This window comes from Mycobacterium sp. Dal123C01 (genome assembly GCF_052566995.1).
This window is the reverse complement of the sequence record NZ_CP199580.1, coordinates 2,463,263-2,481,345: the sequence shown is the minus strand read 5'-3', so window position 1 is coordinate 2,481,345 and position 18,083 is coordinate 2,463,263. Positions and strand designations below refer to the sequence as shown.

The 18,083-nt window shown below is 64.3% G+C and carries 16 protein-coding genes and 1 tRNA gene; 15 read left to right on the top strand and 2 right to left on the bottom strand.

Features of this window, described 5'->3' with window-relative positions:
- Nucleotides 1–153: 153 nt before the first annotated feature.
- Complete coding sequence (locus tag ACTXG5_RS11920; RefSeq protein ID WP_445163838.1) at nucleotides 154–942, bottom strand: hypothetical protein; 789 nt, start codon at nucleotides 940–942, stop codon at nucleotides 154–156.
- 106 nt (nucleotides 943–1,048) lie between these two features.
- On the opposite strand from ACTXG5_RS11920, the gene ACTXG5_RS11915 reads away from it, so the two are divergent.
- From ACTXG5_RS11915 to ACTXG5_RS11905, 3 genes are all read left to right on the top strand, one after another.
- Nucleotides 1,049–2,260, top strand: a complete 1,212-nt coding sequence (locus ACTXG5_RS11915) for a class I SAM-dependent methyltransferase (protein WP_445163837.1) — start codon at nucleotides 1,049–1,051, stop codon at nucleotides 2,258–2,260.
- 183 nt (nucleotides 2,261–2,443) lie between these two features.
- Nucleotides 2,444–2,773 carry a DUF732 domain-containing protein gene (locus tag ACTXG5_RS11910; protein ID WP_445163836.1) on the top strand — a complete coding sequence of 110 codons (330 nt, stop codon included), beginning with the start codon at nucleotides 2,444–2,446 and terminating at the stop codon, nucleotides 2,771–2,773.
- 72 nt (nucleotides 2,774–2,845) lie between these two features.
- Nucleotides 2,846–3,829: a class I SAM-dependent methyltransferase gene (locus tag ACTXG5_RS11905; protein WP_445163835.1), complete on the top strand. Its 984-nt coding sequence runs from the start codon at nucleotides 2,846–2,848 to the stop codon at nucleotides 3,827–3,829.
- 43 nt (nucleotides 3,830–3,872) lie between these two features.
- Here ACTXG5_RS11905 and ACTXG5_RS11900 read toward each other — a convergent pair.
- A tRNA-Leu gene (locus ACTXG5_RS11900) sits at nucleotides 3,873–3,946 on the bottom strand.
- A 358-nt stretch (nucleotides 3,947–4,304) separates the two neighbouring features.
- On the opposite strand from ACTXG5_RS11900, the gene ACTXG5_RS11895 reads away from it, so the two are divergent.
- From ACTXG5_RS11895 to ACTXG5_RS11840, 12 genes are all read left to right on the top strand, one after another.
- On the top strand, nucleotides 4,305–5,225 hold the full coding sequence (locus ACTXG5_RS11895; RefSeq protein WP_445163834.1) for a PPE family protein, SVP subgroup: 921 nt from the start codon (nucleotides 4,305–4,307) through the stop codon (nucleotides 5,223–5,225).
- A 63-nt stretch (nucleotides 5,226–5,288) separates the two neighbouring features.
- Entirely contained in the window at nucleotides 5,289–6,446 is a 1,158-nt protein-coding gene (locus ACTXG5_RS11890) for a PPE family protein (RefSeq protein WP_445163833.1), read from the top strand.
- Between the two features lie 152 nt (nucleotides 6,447–6,598).
- The gene (locus ACTXG5_RS11885; RefSeq protein WP_445163832.1) at nucleotides 6,599–6,895 is read left to right on the top strand and encodes a WXG100 family type VII secretion target; all 297 of its coding nucleotides are present in this window, start codon (nucleotides 6,599–6,601) and stop codon (nucleotides 6,893–6,895) included.
- A gap of 50 nt (nucleotides 6,896–6,945) precedes the next feature.
- Complete coding sequence (locus ACTXG5_RS11880) at nucleotides 6,946–7,230, top strand: WXG100 family type VII secretion target (protein ID WP_445160362.1); 285 nt, start codon at nucleotides 6,946–6,948, stop codon at nucleotides 7,228–7,230.
- Between the two features lie 197 nt (nucleotides 7,231–7,427).
- Nucleotides 7,428–8,201 carry a response regulator transcription factor gene (locus tag ACTXG5_RS11875; protein ID WP_445163831.1) on the top strand — a complete coding sequence of 258 codons (774 nt, stop codon included), beginning with the start codon at nucleotides 7,428–7,430 and terminating at the stop codon, nucleotides 8,199–8,201.
- Nucleotides 8,198–9,706 (top strand): sensor histidine kinase, encoded by a 1,509-nt coding sequence (locus ACTXG5_RS11870; protein ID WP_445163830.1) that lies wholly within the window; start codon nucleotides 8,198–8,200, stop codon nucleotides 9,704–9,706. The genes ACTXG5_RS11875 and ACTXG5_RS11870 overlap by 4 nt, the downstream gene beginning before the upstream one ends.
- Before the next feature lie 254 nt (nucleotides 9,707–9,960).
- A complete protein-coding gene (locus ACTXG5_RS11865; protein WP_108924426.1) occupies nucleotides 9,961–10,050 on the top strand; it encodes a K+-transporting ATPase subunit F in 90 nt (29 codons plus the stop codon).
- A complete protein-coding gene (kdpA, locus tag ACTXG5_RS11860; RefSeq protein WP_445163829.1) occupies nucleotides 10,050–11,720 on the top strand; it encodes a potassium-transporting ATPase subunit KdpA in 1,671 nt (556 codons plus the stop codon). The genes ACTXG5_RS11865 and kdpA overlap by 1 nt, the downstream gene beginning before the upstream one ends.
- Before the next feature lie 64 nt (nucleotides 11,721–11,784).
- Nucleotides 11,785–13,875, top strand: a complete 2,091-nt coding sequence (kdpB, locus tag ACTXG5_RS11855) for a potassium-transporting ATPase subunit KdpB (RefSeq protein ID WP_445164377.1) — start codon at nucleotides 11,785–11,787, stop codon at nucleotides 13,873–13,875.
- 1 nt (nucleotide 13,876) lies between these two features.
- A complete protein-coding gene (locus ACTXG5_RS11850) occupies nucleotides 13,877–14,803 on the top strand; it encodes a potassium-transporting ATPase subunit C (RefSeq protein ID WP_445163828.1) in 927 nt (308 codons plus the stop codon).
- A gap of 12 nt (nucleotides 14,804–14,815) precedes the next feature.
- Complete coding sequence (locus ACTXG5_RS11845) at nucleotides 14,816–17,386, top strand: ATP-binding protein (RefSeq protein ID WP_445163827.1); 2,571 nt, start codon at nucleotides 14,816–14,818, stop codon at nucleotides 17,384–17,386.
- On the top strand, nucleotides 17,383–18,063 hold the full coding sequence (locus ACTXG5_RS11840; protein WP_445163826.1) for a response regulator: 681 nt from the start codon (nucleotides 17,383–17,385) through the stop codon (nucleotides 18,061–18,063). Before ACTXG5_RS11845 ends, ACTXG5_RS11840 begins: the two co-directional genes overlap by 4 nt.
- The last annotated feature ends 20 nt before the right edge of the window (nucleotides 18,064–18,083 follow it).

Below are 18,083 nucleotides of genomic sequence, written 5' to 3'. Positions count from 1 at the left end.
CATTCGTCGAGTGTGCGTCCTGGGCGTTGGGCGTGCACCCAGGGCGGCAACACGCCGATCAGCTCCGCCGTGAACGCACACTCAAAGCCGTTGACGCACAGTCGAAGCAGCCTCGCTGCTGAATGCCGCGCGGGCAGACCTCGCGCCCTAGTGCTACTTGTCGCGCACCTTGTAGGTCGAAGGCCACGACTTTCGCGACTCGTCCCCGGTCAGTGGAGTTCCGATCCCACCGACCTTCACGTTGTAGGCCTCCTTGCCCGCACCCACCTCGCGATTCGCATGTTCCTGGGCGAGGTAATACAGCTCGTCGATGGTCGCTTCGTCATACGCGACGAACGAGGTTTCTCTGGCGAGGTCCTCGATCCCGAGCAGCATCCGCTCCGGCACCCACCGTGACGCCAGCGCCGCCAGACCCAGCAACGAGTACGGGATGACCCAATAACAGATGAACAGCAACGGAGTCTTGGTGTCCAGGATCGTGGCCTCTTGGCCCCCGAATTCTTCCAGGATCGGCGGAATCGCGGAGGACACCGTCATGCCGGCGAACGCGGCGATCCAGATCCAGGACAACACATCGGTGATCCGGTCGAACAGCTCGGTCTTGACCACGTCAGGGGGCTGCTCCGCCGCGGCGAACTCACGCACGAACGACTTGCCGATTAGCTGGCCGACGAGGGCCACGAGAAAGATCCCGCCGCTGCTGAGCGGCTGTATCCACCGGTGCATGAACGTTTCACTGAACGTGAACGTCAGAATCGTCAGCACCGCGAACGTGGCGACCGCCCCGAACTCCAGTGTGCCGCCCGACTTACCCAGCAGGCGCCCGATCACAAACGCGGCGACGGCGATCGCGAGCGCGACCAGCACCGCAGTCTTGAAAGGGACGTTGCCAACCAGCACCCAGTAGATGAGCCACGGCGCGAATCCAAACAGCATGCCCACAGTGGGTCAGTGTATGAGTGCCGCTACGTTGCGCGGCAACTACCGTCGCGTCGCGGCGAGTCGGCATCCTGCGGCAACCGGGCAAAGCCATTACATTGCGTCTGTAGTGAACGACGATCCGCGCAACGACAAAGTCTCTCGGCAATACGACCGATGGCAGTACCCGCCGCCAATTCAGGACCTCGAGACCTACTCGAAGAACAACTGGGAGTGGTTCGACCCGTTCCGGGCGCACCGGGTGTTATGGCCAGACCGGGACTACCGCCCCGACCTGGACATCCTGATCGCGGGGTGCGGCGCCAACCAGGCGGCGGTATTCGCCTTCACCAACCGCGCCGCCAAGGTCGTGGCGATCGATGTCAGCCAGGCGGCACTGGACCATCAGCAATATCTGAAAGACAGGCACAGCCTGCACAACCTGGAATTGCATCTACTTCCGATCGAAGAGGTGTCGGCGCTGGGACAAGACTTCGACCTGATCGTGTCCACCGGCGTCCTGCACCACATGGCCGATCCGCTGACCGGCATGAAGGCGCTGGCGAGCTGCGTGCGGCGCGACGGTGCGATCGGGGTCATGCTCTACGCCAAGTACGGCCGGACCGGGGTGGAGCTGCTCGAATCGGTCTTTCGTGACTTGGGGCTATCTCAGGACGACGCATCGGTGCAGGCAGTCAAAGACATCGTCGCGGTGCTGCCCGCGGATCATCCCGTCCGGACCTACCTGGCGGTGGCTCGCGATTTGCAGACCGACGGCGCACTCGTCGACACGTTCTTACACGGTCGCCAGCGAAGCTATACCGTCGAAGACTGCCTTGATCTCGTCGCCTCGGCCAGGCTCGCATTTCAGGGGTGGTTCCACAAGTCGCCGTACTATCCGCACCAAATCCTCGCGCCATCAAGCGAATTCGGGCATCATCTAGCAAAATTGCCGGACATCAAACTGTGGTCGGTGATGGAACGGCTGCAAACTCTGAACGCCACACATTTCTTCATGGCTTGTCACCCGGAGCGTCCGCCAGCGCAATACACGATCGATTTCTCGTCGCCCCAGGCTCTCGACTACGTTCCGGTGTCGCGCACCGCGTGCATGCTGTCCGGAGCCGACCTCATCGGACCCGGCGCCCGGCTGCGGCTCAGCCCGGCTGATCTACCCTTCGCGCAACTCGTCGACGGCCGCCGCAGCATCGGTGAGATCGCTGCCAGCGTTTCGCAACGCGGCGGCGCCACCACGGGCGAGGCGCAGGACTTTGCTCGCAAACTGTTTCAGGAGCTGTGGCGTCTGGACTTCCTGGCGATGGCCATCGCCGCGAACCAATAGCAGCGTGTAATGGGTTGTACCGGAACGTATCTCGCACCAAAAGCCGGATAAAGTTCGAAAGCCTGGGCACGCGGCGGTTATCGGCTCGAGGTCGGCTGGAATTGCTGTGGGCAAGACATAATGTCGAGACGACGTTAAGATTCGAGTCCTGCACGAGGGTAATCCAGACCGAGGAGTCGACGAATGAAGAACATGGCACGGTTGGCCGGCCCGATCGCTGCCGCTGTGGCCGGTTTTTTTGCCATCGCTGTCGCTCCGACGGCGAGCGCCGACCCAGCGGATGATGCTTACCTGCAAACGCTGCAACAGCGGGGGCTCAGCTGGGCAAACGGCCAGGAGCAAACGATGATCAACGTCGGGCACGCCGTTTGTCAGGATTTTGACGGCGGGGACTCGATGGGCCAAACCGTCGGCGACGTGAAAAAAGCGCTCGGGGTGAGCAACCCGGGTGCCGGCAGCATTATCGGTGCGGCTATTGCGAACTACTGCCCGGAAAACCGCAGCAAAATGTAGGTCAACCGCGCAATCACGGCGACGCAATCCGCTTCCACCGAACAGCCGCGAGCTAAGAGCTAAGGTGTATCGGTGCTCGCCCTGGACACGATGGTCCGCGAAAATCTTTTCATCTGTCCGCGCTGCTCCAACCCGGTGCGATTCGAAGCCTGTTCATGGCGATGCAGCAACACGTCCTGTCGGTACGCCGAAGAGCCGTTCCCGGTCGTCTCCGGGATACCGGCGCTTGTCGATTTCGAGCACAGCGTCCTGGATGCCGACCGATTGAGCGCTTCCGAGGGGGCCTCGGAGGTCACCCGGTCGGGGCTCAACCGCGCGCTGGGTGCGCTGGTACACCCCGCGAACACCACCGCCGCCGACAGCGTGGCCCGGATGCTGGAGCTACTCGGGGCCGACGCTGCCGCAACCGGGCGACGGCCCCGGATTCTGGTGATTGGGGGCGGCTCCCAGGGCGACGGCTTGGCGCAGCTCTACGCAGACCCGGATGTCGATCTCATCTCCTTCGACATCTACGCCGGTCCGATGGTGCAATTCGTCGGCGACGGCCACGCAATCCCGCTGGCCGACGGCTCCCTCGATGGCGTGATCGTCCAGGCGGTGCTTCAGTACGTGCTCGAGCCGACGGTGGTGGCAAAGGAGATCCACCGGGTGCTGCGTAGCCGGGGAATCGTTTACGCCGACTCGCCCTTCATCCAGCAGGTCAGCGAGGGGCCATACGACTTGACCCGTTTCACCGATAGCGGGCAGCGCTACTTGTTCCGCAGGTTCGAACGCATCGACTCGGGCTGTGTGGCCGGCGCGGGCACCGCGCTGCGTTGGTCGATCGACTATTTCGTCCGGGCCCTCACCCGTTCCCGCCGGCTCGGCAGAGTCGCAGTGCTCTGTTTCTTCTGGCTCAGCTGGATCGACCGCATCCTCGACCCGAGGCACACGATCGACGGCGCCAGTAGCGTGTTCTTCCTCGGCCGCAAGAGCGAAGTCTCGATCACCGAGGCCGACATCATCGACTACTACCAGGGTGGAATGTCGGAAATCGCCGTCCGGGACCGAGCCTGACGAACGTCGGCCGCATGACCGCCATCTAGCAACCCACATACCGTGCCCCCACTGGGACTCGAACCCAGACTGGGCGGATTTTAAGTCCGCTGCCTCTGCCAATTGGGCTATGGGGGCCCGGCGGCGAATCTAGCGCGCGGGACCCAGGTCGCCTACACCGCGTCCCACCCGAATTCGGCCCGATTCTGGACGTGCGCGCCGGCTGCGCTTCGCGTAAGATCCGCGCGCCGCGCAACTTATACCTGTATGACCCCTCGCTGTCAGATGACACGCCTATGTCGGTCGACAGGACCTTGTTAAAACTGTCGGCGTCAGCGTTAAAACGCCGTAAACGCCCGTCACCCTCGGCCTTTCGATCGGGAACTTGGTCAGTGGGGAAATTAGCCTTACGCGAATACACAGGGGCTCGTACGCCACCACTCAGGGTTGACCCAGCGTTTGGGTTGACACGGTTCGAACACTAGAGGAGCGAGGGATGTCATTCCTGACAACAGCAACTGAAGAGTTGCTTGCCGCGCAAACACTGCTAGGTGGGGTCAATACCAACCTGGCGGCGCAAAACGCGGGCGCCGCGGCGGCGACCACCATTGTCGCTCCTGCGGCCGCCGACCCGGTATCGATTCAGCAGGCGGCCACCTTCTCGACGTACGGCACCACGTACCAGGGACTCGCCGGCGAAGCGCAGTCACAGCTGGAAAGCTATGTGGCCAACCTGGGCCTCAGCTCCAACAGTTACGGCGACGCCGAGTCGGCCAACGCGGCCTCGGCCGTTCTGGCCGATGCGGTGAGTCCGGCAGATGCTGCTGCCGCTGCCGCTGCGCCTGGTCCCGGCAGCAGCCTCCTCGACATTCTCCAGTACCTCCTCGGTGGCACGGGTAACTTCACCAACCCGACCATGCTCGGCGGCGTCTTCGGCCTTTCGAGTAACGGGGCCAACATCTTGAACATCGGTGCTGGGAACTGGGCCTCGGCCGCGTCGAACCTGGTCGGCATGGCCGGCGGTGGCCTGCTTCCCGCCGGTAGCGACACCATCGGCGACGCCGCCGCCGCCGCAGGCGCCGCGGACCTCGCCAGCCAGGTGACGCCGATGCCGATCGGCGGCATGGCGGGCATGGGCGGAATGCCGGTGGTCGCGGGCCTGGGCCAGGGCACCCTAGTCGGCCAGTTGGCGGTGCCGCCGACGTGGGCCGGCGGCCAGGTCACTCCGATGGCCGGCACCAGCGTCACGCCGCTGCACACCGTGGGCTGGACCGGCGCTGCACCGCAAGCCGGTGCTGGCACGCCCATGGCCGGCATGCCCGGCATGGTCACGGGCGCGGGACGCGCCTCCAGCGGCTTCGGCGCACCGCGCTACGGCGTCAAGCCGATCGTCATGCCGAAACTGACGGCCGTTTAGGCGCCGGCACGGTCACGCAACCAGAAGCCAAATTCGGACAGATAGAAGGAGTGGGATACAGAAATGGCTATTGATTTTGCAGCGTTGCCCCCGGAGATCACCTCATCGCTCATGTACTCCGGCGCGGGCGCCGGGCCCCTGATGGCAGCCGCGGCGGCGTACGCCAACCTGGCCGCCGAGGTGAGCGCCACCGCATCCCAGTGGGAGTCGATCATCTCGTTGCTGACCACCGAGCAGTGGACGGGTGGTGGGTCGGCAGCGGCGGCAACCGCGGCCCAGCCCATCGTGAGCTACCTGACCGAGACGGCAACGACACTCGAGCAGGCGAGCGCCCAGGCCACGGCGTCGGCGGCGGCTTACGAGGCGGCGTTCGCAGCGACGGTGCCCCCTCCGGTGATCGCGATCAACAGGTCAACGGAGGCGGCGCTCGTCGCAACCAACGTGCTCGGCCAGAACACACCCGCGATCGCGGCACTCGATGCCCAGTACGCCGCAATGTGGGTCCAGGATGCGACCATGATGGCCACCTACTCGGCCGCCTCGACGGCGGCGAGCGCCCTCACCCCGGTGACGCCGCTGGCGACGACCATCGACCCGGGTGCGCAATCGTTCGCAGCCGCCGACGCCGTAACGCCCTTTGCGGATCCGATTACGTCCCTCGCAGCAGCAGCCTTGCCGTTCCAGAGCACGGGCCTGCTGCAGTCGATCGACGGCTTCCTCGGCACCCCGGCGGTCTTGAATGGCATCAACGGTGCGGTCAACACCGCGGCGTGGTTCGTCACGAACGGCATCACCACCGGCGTATCGCTGGGCCACACGCTGGCCGGCGCCGCGGTGCCGGCAGCCGCGGTCAGCGACGTGGTACCCGAAGCCGGCTCGGCCGGCGTGGTGGAAGGGACCGTGGTGCGATCGGTGACGCCGATGGCAGGTATGGGCTACGGCGGCGGGGCGACGGGCAGTCTGGGCCAGGCGACCACCGTCGGGAAACTCTCGGTACCGGCCACGTGGTCCTCGGCCGCGCCGGTGCAAGCAGAGTTGGCTGCGGCCACCGCTCCGCTCGAGGGCTCGGGCTGGACCGTCGCCACCGAGGAAACCGGGACGGCCATGGGTGCGCCCGGTATGCCGGGAATGGTGGGAGGCGCCAAGGGCGCCGGCTCCTTCGGTTCGGGGCCGCGGTACGGCTTCAAGCCGATCGTCATGCCCAAACAGGTCGTGGTGTGAGGCGCGAAAAAAGGGGCCACATGTAACGCGTTCGAGGCTGGCAGTTCACCGCTGAGCCGTAATCTATCCGCTGCGCGGCTACCGCCGCACTGATACCAATTGCAAAGACTTCCACGATCTGAAGGCATCACCGGAAAAAGGAGAAAGACAACATGGCAACACGTTTTATGACTGACCCGCACGCAATGCGGTCGATGGCGGGCCGCTTTGAGATGCACGCCCAGACGGTGTCGGACGAGGCTCGCAAGATGTGGTCGTCCTCGATGAACATCGCCGGGGCTGGCTGGAGCGGTCAGGCCCAGGCCACCTCGTACGACACCATGGGTCAGATGAACCAGGCGTTCACCAACATTGTCAACATGCTGCACAGCGTGCGCGACGGTTTGGTCCGTGACGCCAACAACTACGAGACGCAAGAGCAGGCGTCGCAGCAGATCCTCAGCCACTAACCGCCAAAACTGCTTCTCCCCAACACTTTCAACTCAGGAGGACTTATACAATGAGCATTAATTACCAGTTCGGAGATGTTGACGCCCACGGTGCGCTGATCCGCGCGCAGGCCGCTTCGCTGGAGTCCGAGCACCAGGCCATCGTCCGCGATGTGCTTGCTGCCGGTGACTTTTGGGGCGGCGCCGGTTCGGTGGCTTGCCAGGAGTTCATCACCCAGTTGGGTCGGAACTTCCAGGTGATCTACGAGCAGGCCAACCAGCACGGGCAGAAGGTGCAAAGTGCCGGCAACAACATGGCCAGCACGGACAGCGCCGTTGGGTCCAGCTGGGCCTGACACCCCTAGCTTCAACCGAGGCCGCACACCGATTGGTGTGCGGCCTCGTTGTTTGTGCGGCACGAGTCGGTGATGAGTCAGACGCACGCTTGGTGACTTGAACCAACGGCCGCGCGCGTGATCCGGGCCGGTGCCACATTTGAGAACTCTATGAACCCCGTGACAAGTGCATGTGTGCTTTGCGAGACTTCAAGAACATGACCGCAATGTCGGGATACGCAGGAAGCCAGCGACCGCGCCAAGCCATTCTTGGGCAGCTGCCCAGGATCTATCGTGCCGACGGATCGCCGATCCGGGTTCTGCTGGTGGACGATGAGCCGGCGCTGACCAACCTGGTCAAGATGGCGCTGCACTATGAGGGCTGGGCGGTGGAGATCGCCCACAACGGACGCGAAGCGCTGGCCAAATTCGAGCGGGCGACCCCCGACGTGCTGGTCCTGGACATCATGCTTCCCGACATGGATGGCCTGCGCATTCTGCAGCGGATCCGCGAATCCGACGTCTACACGCCAACGTTGTTCCTCACCGCCCGCGATTCGGTGATGGACCGGGTCACCGGTCTCACCGCCGGTGCCGATGACTACATGACCAAGCCGTTCAGCCTCGAGGAACTGGTCGCGCGACTTCGCGGGTTGCTACGCCGCTCCAGTCAGCTGTCTCCACCGGCCGCCGAGGCGCTCAAGGTCGGCGATCTTCGACTCGACACCGCCAGTCGCGAAGTCTCCCGCGAAGGCGCGCCGGTATCGCTGTCGTCGACCGAGTTCGAATTGCTGCGCTTCCTGATGCGTAATCCGCGCCGCGCACTGAGCCGGACCGAGATCCTTGACCGGGTCTGGAACTACGACTTCGCCGGGCGCACCAGCATCGTCGACCTGTACATCTCCTATCTGAGAAAAAAGATCGACTCCGGCCGGGAGCCGATGATCCATACCGTCCGCGGTGTTGGGTACATGCTGCGACCATCGGAATGACAGGCGAGCGCAACACCCCTTTCTGGTTGCCCCGGTCGCTACGCCGTCAATTGCTGATCGGCGTATTGGCCGTCGTCACAGTGGTATTGGTGTCCGTAGGTGTGGTCTCGGTACTCAGCCTGCGCGGCTACGTCACCGCGCTCAGCGACGCCGATGTCGCCGAATCCCTTGATGCATTGCACAACTCGTACATGCGATACCAAAACGGCGAGCACACCTCGGCGCACCGCCGCACTCCGCCGATAGCAGAGGCGATGCTCGAGTTCACCGGGCAAACGCCGGGCAACCTGATCGCCGTTGTGCACAACGGCGTCGTCATCGGCTCCGCGGTGTTCTCCGAGGACCAACCAAAACCCGCGCCGCCCGACGTCATTCGCGCCATCGAAGCGCAGGGCTGGGCTGACGCGCCGCCCCGCACGGTACGGCTCGGCAGCCTCGGCGCCTACCGCGTCGACAGCCGCGCCGACGGATCAGACCTCCTGATCGTCGGGATGTCGGTGAAGCTGGCCGACCAGATCATGGCCCGCAAATACATCACCACCAGCCTGCTGGTCGCGGCCGCTCTGATGATCACCGCGGCGCTCACCGTGTGGGTGGTCGGCTACACACTTCGCCCGCTGCGCCGGGTCGCCGCGACCGCCGCGGAAGTCGCGGCGATGCCGCTGACCGGCGACGACCACCGGATCAGCGTCCGGGTCCGCGAGGAAGACACCGACCCGGACAACGAGGTCGGGATCGTCGGACACACGCTGAACCGGTTACTGGACAACGTGGATAGCGCGCTGGCACATCGGGTCGATTCCGACATGCGCATGCGGCAATTCCTCACCGACGCCAGCCACGAGTTGAGGACCCCGCTGGCGGCGATTCAGGGCTACGCCGAGCTGACCCGCCAGGACAGTTCGGCGTTACCGCCGACGACCGAGTACGCACTGGCCCGCATCGAATCGGAAGCACGCAGGATGGCCTTGCTCGTCGAGGAACTGCTACTGCTCTCGCGCCTGGGTGAGGGTGAGGACCTGCAGAGCGAAGACGTCGACCTGGCCGAACTGGTCATCAACGCGGTGAACGACGCCGCGGCGGCGGCGCCGACACACCATTGGGTCAAAGTGCTGCCCGACGAAGCGGTCTGGGTCCGTGGGGATCATGCCCGGCTGCATCAGCTGGTCAGCAACCTGCACAGCAATGCCCGGTTGCACACGCCGCCCGGCGTCACGGTCACCACCGCAATCGCCTGTCACCGCAGCGATCCCGATGCGCCCCATGCCGAACTGACCGTTGCCGATGATGGACCCGGCATCGACGCGGATCTGCTCCCCCGGTTGTTCGAGCGATTCGTCCGCGCGAGCACCTCCCGGTCCGACGGGTCGGGCATCGGACTGGGCCTGGCCATCGTCAGTTCGATCGTCAAGGCACACCACGGCTCGGTCAGCGCCGAATCCGCGAACGGCCGAACGGTCTTTCGGGTGCGACTACCGATGATCGACAGTCCGAACTCCGGCTAGCGGCCCGGCAAAGGTCAGGAAGACCGCAAAAGTGGCGGTCAATACGTAAAGAAAGCGTTAAGGGCGAAGGCTTTGGGTGGCAGCCGAGCTTAGCCTCGAACATATCCTCCTCACCCGAGGTCAGGTTACCGTTGCCCGAGAACGATCAGGCATAAATCGATCATCGAACGAGAGACAAAAATGTCTGTGGTGATTTACCTCCTGCTGACTGTGGCAGTGTTCGCCGCACTCGGCTTAACGCTGAGGCTGGGATCGTGAGCACCGCCAACACGGTGGGCCTCATTCTGTCCGTCCTGATTGCACTGTTGCTGGGGGCCGCCTTGATGTTTCCGGAGCGGTTCTAGTGAGCGGCACCGCGGCGGGTGTGGTGTTCCTCGCGCTACTCATTCTTGCGCTGGCGGTGGTCCATGTGCCGCTGGGCGATTACATGTACCGGGTCTACAGCGCCGAAAAGCATTCGCGCACTGAGAAATTCGTCTACCGTTTGATCGGCGCCAACCCAGACTCGGAGCAGACGTGGAAGACGTATGCCCGTAGCGTGCTGGCCTTTTCGGCGGTCAGCGTCGTGTTCCTGTTCGTCTTGCAGCTCGTGCAGTCCAAATTGCCTCTGCACCTTGCAAATCCGGCAACGCCGATGACGCCGGCGCTGGCGTGGAATACCGCGATCAGCTTCGTCACCAACACCAACTGGCAGGCCTATGCCGGCGAATCGACCATGGGCCACCTGGTTCAGATGGCGGGTCTGTCGGTACAGAACTTCGTCTCCGCCGCGGTCGGCATGGCCGTTGCGGTCGCGCTGGTCCGCGGCTTCGCCCGCCACCGCACCAATGAATTGGGCAACTTCTGGGTGGATCTGACGCGGGGCACATTGCGCATCCTGCTGCCGATCTCGATCATCGGCGCGCTGGTCCTCGTCGCCGGCGGCGTCATCCAGAACTTCCACCTCTACGACCAAGTCGTCACCACGCTGGCCGGCACCCAGCAGACCATCCCCGGTGGTCCGGTCGCCAGCCAAGAGGCGATCAAGTTGTTGGGCACCAACGGCGGTGGCTTCTACAACGCCAACTCGGCCCATCCCTTCGAGAACGGGACCGCGTGGACCAACTGGATTGAGATCTTCCTGCTACTCGTCATCGGCTTCTCGCTGCCCCGCACCTTCGGCCGCATGGTGAACAGCAAGAAGCAGGGCTACGCGATTGCCGCGATCGTCAGCGTCCTGTCCATCCTCAGCGTCAGTTTCATGATGCTGTTCCAGTTGCAGCACCACGGCACCGTCCCGACTGCGACGGGCGCGACAATGGAAGGGGTCGAACAGCGCTTCGGCGTCGCCGACTCTGCGGTCTTCGCCGACGCGACCACGCTGACCTCAACCGGCGCAGTCGATTCCACGCACGACTCGTACAGCAGCCTGGGCGGCATGATGACGATGTTCAACATGCAAATGGGTGAGGTCGCACCCGGCGGTACCGGCTCGGGTCTGTACGGCATCCTGATCCTTGCCGTCATCACGGTGTTCGTGGCCGGCTTGATGGTCGGCCGGACACCGGAATACCTCGGCAAGAAGATCAATCCGCGCGAGATGAAGCTAGCCTCAGGGTATTTCCTGATCACCCCGCTCATCGTGCTGCTCGGCACGGCCATCGCGATGGCGCTGCCGGGTGAGCGCGCCGGTATGGCGAACACCGGGCCGCACGGCCTGTCCGAGGTGCTGTATGCATTCACCTCAGCCGCCAACAACAACGGTTCCGCCTTCGGCGGTCTGTCGGCTAACACCGTTTGGTGGAACACCGCTTTGGGACTAGCGATGGTCTTCGGTCGATTCCTGCCGATGATGCTGGTTCTCGCGCTGGCCGGTTCGCTGGCGCGTCAGGGCATGACACCCGAGTCGAGTGGCACCCTGCCCACGCATAAACCTCAATTCGTAGGCCTGGTGGTAGGTGTGACGGTCATTCTGGTTGCCCTCACCTTCCTGCCCGCGCTGGCGCTCGGGCCGCTCGCTGAAGGGATTCACTGAAACCGTGACGACCACAATTGATTCCGCAACACAACGGCGTACCGCCCACGCACCCGGCGAAAAGATGCAAGGCGGGCTGCTCGACCCCGCGCTGCTGCTGAAGGCACTGCCGGACGCATTGCGCAAGCTCGATCCACGCACCCTATGGCGCAACCCGGTGATGTTCATCGTCGAGATCGGCGCCGTCTGGTCGACGGTGCTTGCGTTCGGCGACAATAGCTGGTTCAGCTGGCTCACCGTGTTCTGGCTCTGGCTGACAGTGCTTTTCGCCAACCTCGCCGAAGCCGTCGCCGAAGGACGCGGAAAGGCACAGGCCGACGCGCTGCGCAAATCCAAGGCCGACACCGTTGCACGCCGCCTCAAGAGTTGGTCACCCGGCTCTTCTTCGGACACCCCCGAAGAAGAGGTCGCGGCGCCCTTACTGCAGCAGGGCGACTTCGTGGTGGTCACCGCCGGTGAAGTCATCCCTGGCGATGGGGATGTCGTGGAAGGCATTGCCTCGGTTGATGAATCGGCCATTACCGGTGAATCCGCGCCAGTGATCCGCGAATCCGGCGGTGACCGCTCTGCGGTGACCGGCGGGACTACCGTGCTCTCGGACCGCATCGTGGTCAAGATCACCCAGAAGCCCGGCGAGAGCTTCGTGGACCGGATGATCGCACTCGTCGAGGGCGCAAACCGGCAGAAAACGCCCAACGAGATCGCGCTCAACATTCTGCTAGCAGCACTGACCCTTATCTTCGTATTCGCGGTGGCGACGCTGCAGCCGCTCGCGATTTTCTCCAAGGTCAACAACCCCGGTGTGCCCGACACCTCGGCACTGAGCTCCGACGGCATCAGCGGCATCGTCCTGGTGGCACTGCTGGTCTGCCTGATTCCGACCACGATCGGCGCGCTGCTGTCCGCGATCGGTATCGCCGGCATGGACCGGCTGGTGCAACGCAATGTGCTGGCCATGTCGGGCCGCGCGGTCGAAGCGGCCGGTGACGTCAACACCCTGCTGCTGGACAAGACCGGCACCATCACGCTCGGGAATCGTCAAGCGTCGGAGTTCATTCCGGTGACCGGGGTGACAAACGCGGACCTGGCGGACGCCGCCCAGCTGTCCAGTCTCGCCGACGAGACTCCCGAGGGCCGTTCGATCGTCGTCTACGCCAAAGAGGGCTACGGGCTGCGCGCGCGGCATCCTGGCGAGCTGGCGAACGCTAGCTGGGTGGAATTTACTGCGACGACCCGGATGTCGGGAGTCGACCTCGACGGACGACAGCTGCGCAAGGGCGCGGCCAGCTCGGTAGCCGATTGGGTCCGCGGTCACGGCGGCAACGTCCCGGTCGAACTCGGCGAGATCGTCGACGGCATCTCGGCAGCCGGTGGAACGCCGTTGGTTGTCGGACAGATCAACGGCGACACGGCCGAGGTGCTCGGCGTCATCCACCTCAAGGACGTGGTGAAGCAGGGCATGCGCGAGCGATTCGACGCGATGCGCGTGATGGGTATCCGGACGGTGATGATCACCGGCGATAATCCGTTGACCGCCAAGGCAATCGCCGATGAGGCCGGGGTCGACGACTTCCTCGCCGAGGCCACGCCGGAAGACAAGATGATGCTGATCAAAAAGGAGCAGCAGGGCGGACGCCTGGTGGCGATGACCGGTGACGGTACCAACGACGCACCGGCACTGGCACAGGCCGACGTCGGAGTCGCGATGAACACCGGCACGTCGGCGGCCAAAGAGGCCGGCAACATGGTGGATCTGGACTCCGATCCCACCAAGCTCATCGAGATCGTGGAGATCGGCAAGCAACTGCTGATCACTCGTGGAGCGTTAACCACGTTCTCGATCGCCAACGACATCGCCAAATATTTCGCGATCATCCCGGCGATGTTCGTGGCAATCTTCCCGGGCCTGGACCTGATCAACGTGATGCGGCTGCACAGCCCACAATCCGCGATCCTGTCGGCGGTCATCTTCAACGCGATCGTCATCGTCGCCCTGATTCCGCTGGCGCTGCGCGGCGTTCGGTATACGCCGAGCCGGGCATCGAAACTGCTCAGCCGCAACCTCTATATCTATGGATTGGGCGGCATCGTTGCCCCGTTCGTCGGGATCAAGCTCATCGACTTGCTGGTTCAACTTCTTCCTGGGATGGCCTGACATGAACATCGCTAACACGGTTCGCCAACACTGGGCCGCGCTACGCGCGCTGCTCGTCTTCACCGTGATCCTGGGTTTGGGCTACCCGCTGCTCATTTGGCTGGTGGCGTTGATTCCCGGGCTGCACGACAAGGCGGAGGGTTCGATCCTCACCGCGGGCGGCAAACCCGTCGGCAGCAGGATCATTGGGCAGTCGTTCACCGACTCGTCCGGCAACCCGCTGCCGAAGTACTTTCAGAGCCGGCCGTCGGCCGCGGGCAGCAACGGATATGACCCGACGTCCAGCGGTGGCAGCAACCTTGGGCCCGAAAGCGTTGTCGACACACCCGGTGACCCGGCCAAGCTTGCCTCCGGCGCCAGTGCGTCCGATGCCGGGTTCAAGCCGAGCCTGCTGACGCAGGTGTGTACGCGCAGTACATCGATCGGACGGCTCGAAGGTGTCGACGGCGCACGCCCGTTCTGCACCGGCGGCGGTGTCGGGGCGGTGCTGTCGGTGATCGGCCCCCGCGATTCGCGCGGCTACGTCGTCCACCCGACCAGGGTCGTCAGCGTCAACGAACCGTGCGCGACGACGAAACAGCCCTTCCTGAACTTCTACGAAGGCGTTCGGGTCGAGTGCGCCACGTTCGGTGACGACTATTCGAACGGCCAGATCGTGCCCATTCGCGGCGGCGCCCCGAACGACCCGCAGGTGCCCGCCGACGCGGTCACTGCCAGCGGCAGCGGCTTGGATCCGGACATCTCACCGGCCTACGCCGACATTCAGATCGGTCGGGTGGCCAAGGCCCGGCATGTCAGCCCGGATCAGATACGTGCGGTCCTCGCGCACTACGTTGCCGGTCGTGCCCTGGGGTTCTTCGGTGAGCCGACAGTGAATGTCCTGCAACTCAACACCGAGCTCGACCACCGGTATCCGGTCACAAGCTAGCGTCGCGGGGGGATGATGGTTGACGTGACCGTCACTGACCACCATCCGAAGCGCGGGGAGCTACGCATCTACCTCGGTGCGGCTCCGGGTGTCGGCAAGACGTACGCGATGCTTGGAGAAGCACACCGGCGCTTGGAACGCGGCACCGACTTGGTGGCCGCCGTGGTCGAGACCCATGGCCGCCGGAAAACCGCGGAGATGCTCGACGGCATCGAGATCATCCCGCCCCGTTACCTCGAATACCGCGGCGGCAGCTTTCCCGAACTCGACGTGCCGGCCGTGCTGGAACGGCATCCGCAGGTGGTCCTGGTCGACGAACTCGCCCACACCAATACGCCGGGAAGCAAGAACCAAAAGCGATGGCAGGACGTCGAGGAGCTGCTGGACGCCGGGATCAGCGTGATCTCCACGGTCAACATCCAGCACCTGGAAAGCCTCAACGACGTCGTCGCCCAGATCACCGGCATCGAACAGAAGGAGACGATGCCGGATTCCATCGTGCGCGAGGCTGCGCAGGTCGAACTCATTGACATCACGCCGGAGGCGCTGCGCCGCAGGCTATCCCACGGCAATGTCTACACTTCGGAACGAATCGACGCGGCGCTGTCCAACTACTTCCGCCGCGGAAACCTCACCGCACTAAGGGAATTAGCGCTGCTGTGGCTCGCCGACCAGGTGGATACGGCGCTGGCCAAGTACCGCGCGGACAACAAGATCACCGACATGTGGGAAGCGCGCGAGCGAGTCGTGGTGGCGGTCACCGGCGGCCCGGAATCGGAGACGTTGGTACGGCGGGCATCCCGGATCGCATCGAAGTCCAGCGCCGAGCTGATGGTGGTACACGTGATACGCGGCGACGGGCTGGCCGGCCTCTCGGAGCCCCGGATGAGCAAGATTCGTGAGTTGGCGAGCAGCCTGGACGCTTCCGTGCACACCGTGGTCGGTGACGACATACCAGCTGCGCTACTGGATTTCGCCCGCGAGATCAACGCCACCCAGCTGGTGATCGGCAGTTCACGACGGTCCCGCTGGGCGCGGGTATTCGAGGAGGGCATCGGGCCGGCCATCGTGCAGCGGTCCGGCAAGATCGACGTGCACATCGTCACCCACGACGAATCCAAACGCGGTTTTCACCTCGCGTCGCTCGTGCCCCGCGAGCGACGCGTTGCGTCCTGGCTGGCAGCCTTCATCATCCCGTCGGTGATCTGCACCATCACAGTGACGATGCTGGACGCCTATCTGGACACCGGCGGTGAGAGCGCACTGTTCTTCGTCGGGGTCTTGCTGGTCGGCTTACTGGGAGGCGTTGCCCCGGCGGCTCTTTCGGCGGTGCTGTCCGGGCTGCTGCTGAACTATTTCCTGATAGCTCCGCGGCACAGCTTCACCATCGCCGAACCCAACAGCGCCATCACCGAGTTGGTGCTGCTGCTGATAGCAGTCGCAGTCGCGGTTCTGGTCGACGGCGCAGCCAAACGAGCCCGCGAAGCCCGACTGGCCTCCCAAGAGGCCGAACTGTTGACCCTGTTCGCGGGTTCGGTGTTGCGCGGCGCCGATCTGGAGGCGCTGCTCGAACGCGTGCGCGAGACCTACGCACAGCGCGCGGTCAGCATCTTGCGCGAGCCGAGCGACGAAGACCGCACCAATGGCAAGAAGAGCTACATCGTCGCCTGTGTGGGCAATGATCCCTGTGTGACCGTTGATTCCGCGGACACCGCGATCGAGGTCGGTGACGACGAATTCTGGATGCTGATGGCGGGCAAGAAGCTCTCCGCCCGCGATCGCCGGGTGCTGGGCGCGGTAGCCAGGCAAGCCGCGGGTCTGATCAGACAGGGCGAGCTGGCCGAAGAGGCCAGCCGGGCCGAGGCGATCGTGCGGGCCGACGACCTACGGCGCTCATTGCTCTCGGCGGTCAGCCACGACCTGCGCACGCCACTGGCCGCGGCCAAGGTGGCGGTGTCCAGCTTGCGTGCCGAGGACGTCGCTTTTTCCGCTGAGGACACCGCGGAATTGCTGGCCACCATTGAAGAGTCGATCGACCAGCTGACCGCGCTGGTCGGAAATCTGCTCGATTCCTCGCGGCTGGCCGCCGGCGTTGTCCGCCCGGATCTGCGCCGGGTGTATCTGGAGGAAACGGTGCAACGCGCGCTGGTCAGTATCGGCAAGGGCGCCACCGGTTTCTACCGATCAGCGATCGACCGGGTCAAGGTCGACGTGAGTGACGCCGTGGCGATGGCCGACGCCGGGCTCCTCGAACGGGTTTTTGCCAACCTGATCGACAATGCGCTGCGTTACGCGCCCAACTGTGTGGTCAGGGTCAACGCGGGGCGGGTTGGCGATCGCACCCTGATCAACGTCATCGACGAAGGCCCGGGAATCCCCCACGGCGGGGAGGATCAGCTCTTCGAACCCTTCCAGCGGCTGGGCGATCACGACAACACCACCGGTGTGGGACTGGGGATGTCGGTTGCGCGCGGCTTCGTCGAAGCCATGGGGGGGACTATCCAGGCCGGCGATACGCCGGGGGGTGGACTCACCGTCGTCGTAGACTTGGCCGCACCGCCGCAACTGATTGGTGTCCGATGACCCGGGTATTGGTGATCGATGACGAGCCGCACATCCTGCGCGCGCTGCGCATCAATCTCTCGGTGCGCGGTTACGAGGTCGTCACCGCGGCGACCGGGGCCGGCGCCCTGCGCGCCGCCGCCGAACACAAACCCGATGTGGTGGTCCTCGATCTCGGCCTGCCCGACATTTCGGGCATCGAGGTGCTCGGTGGTCTGCGCGGCTGGTTGACGGCGCCGGTGATCGTGTTGTCGGCACGCACGGACTCCTCCGACAAGGTCGAGGCGCTGGACGCCGGGGCCGACGACTACGTCACGAAACCATTTGGCATGGACGAGTTCCTGGCTCGGCTGCGGGCCGCGGTCCGCCGCAATGCCGCGGCCTCCGAAACGGACGAGCCGGTGATCGAAACCGATGCTTTCACCGTCGACCTGGCCGCCAAGAAGGTCACCAAGAACGGCACCGAGGTGCACCTCACCCCGACCGAATGGGGCATGCTCGAGGTGCTGGTCCGCAATCGCGGCAAGCTGGTCGGCCGCGAGGAACTGCTCAAAGAGGTGTGGGGTCCGGCGTATGCCACCGAAACCCATTATCTGCGTGTGTATCTCGCACAGCTGCGGCGCAAGCTCGAAGACGACCCGTCACATCCCAAGCACCTGCTGACCGAATCGGGTATGGGCTACCGCTTCGAGGCCTGAGCGTGCATCCAGGGCGTCGA

Excerpts from the sequence above, each read along its gene's own strand:
- ACTXG5_RS11910 (WP_445163836.1), top strand. The coding sequence starts at position 2,444 with ATGAAGAACATGGCACGGTTGGCCGGCCCGATCGCTGCCGCTGTGGCC.
- ACTXG5_RS11895 (WP_445163834.1), top strand. The coding sequence starts at position 4,305 with ATGTCATTCCTGACAACAGCAACTGAAGAGTTGCTTGCCGCGCAAACA.
- ACTXG5_RS11890 (WP_445163833.1), top strand. The coding sequence starts at position 5,289 with ATGGCTATTGATTTTGCAGCGTTGCCCCCGGAGATCACCTCATCGCTC.
- ACTXG5_RS11885 (WP_445163832.1), top strand. The coding sequence starts at position 6,599 with ATGGCAACACGTTTTATGACTGACCCGCACGCAATGCGGTCGATGGCG.
- ACTXG5_RS11880 (WP_445160362.1), top strand. The coding sequence starts at position 6,946 with ATGAGCATTAATTACCAGTTCGGAGATGTTGACGCCCACGGTGCGCTG.
- ACTXG5_RS11875 (WP_445163831.1), top strand. The coding sequence starts at position 7,428 with ATGACCGCAATGTCGGGATACGCAGGAAGCCAGCGACCGCGCCAAGCC.
- ACTXG5_RS11870 (WP_445163830.1), top strand. The coding sequence starts at position 8,198 with ATGACAGGCGAGCGCAACACCCCTTTCTGGTTGCCCCGGTCGCTACGC.
- kdpB (WP_445164377.1), top strand. The coding sequence starts at position 11,785 with ATGCAAGGCGGGCTGCTCGACCCCGCGCTGCTGCTGAAGGCACTGCCG.
- ACTXG5_RS11850 (WP_445163828.1), top strand. The coding sequence starts at position 13,877 with ATGAACATCGCTAACACGGTTCGCCAACACTGGGCCGCGCTACGCGCG.
- ACTXG5_RS11845 (WP_445163827.1), top strand. The coding sequence starts at position 14,816 with ATGATGGTTGACGTGACCGTCACTGACCACCATCCGAAGCGCGGGGAG.
- ACTXG5_RS11840 (WP_445163826.1), top strand. The coding sequence starts at position 17,383 with ATGACCCGGGTATTGGTGATCGATGACGAGCCGCACATCCTGCGCGCG.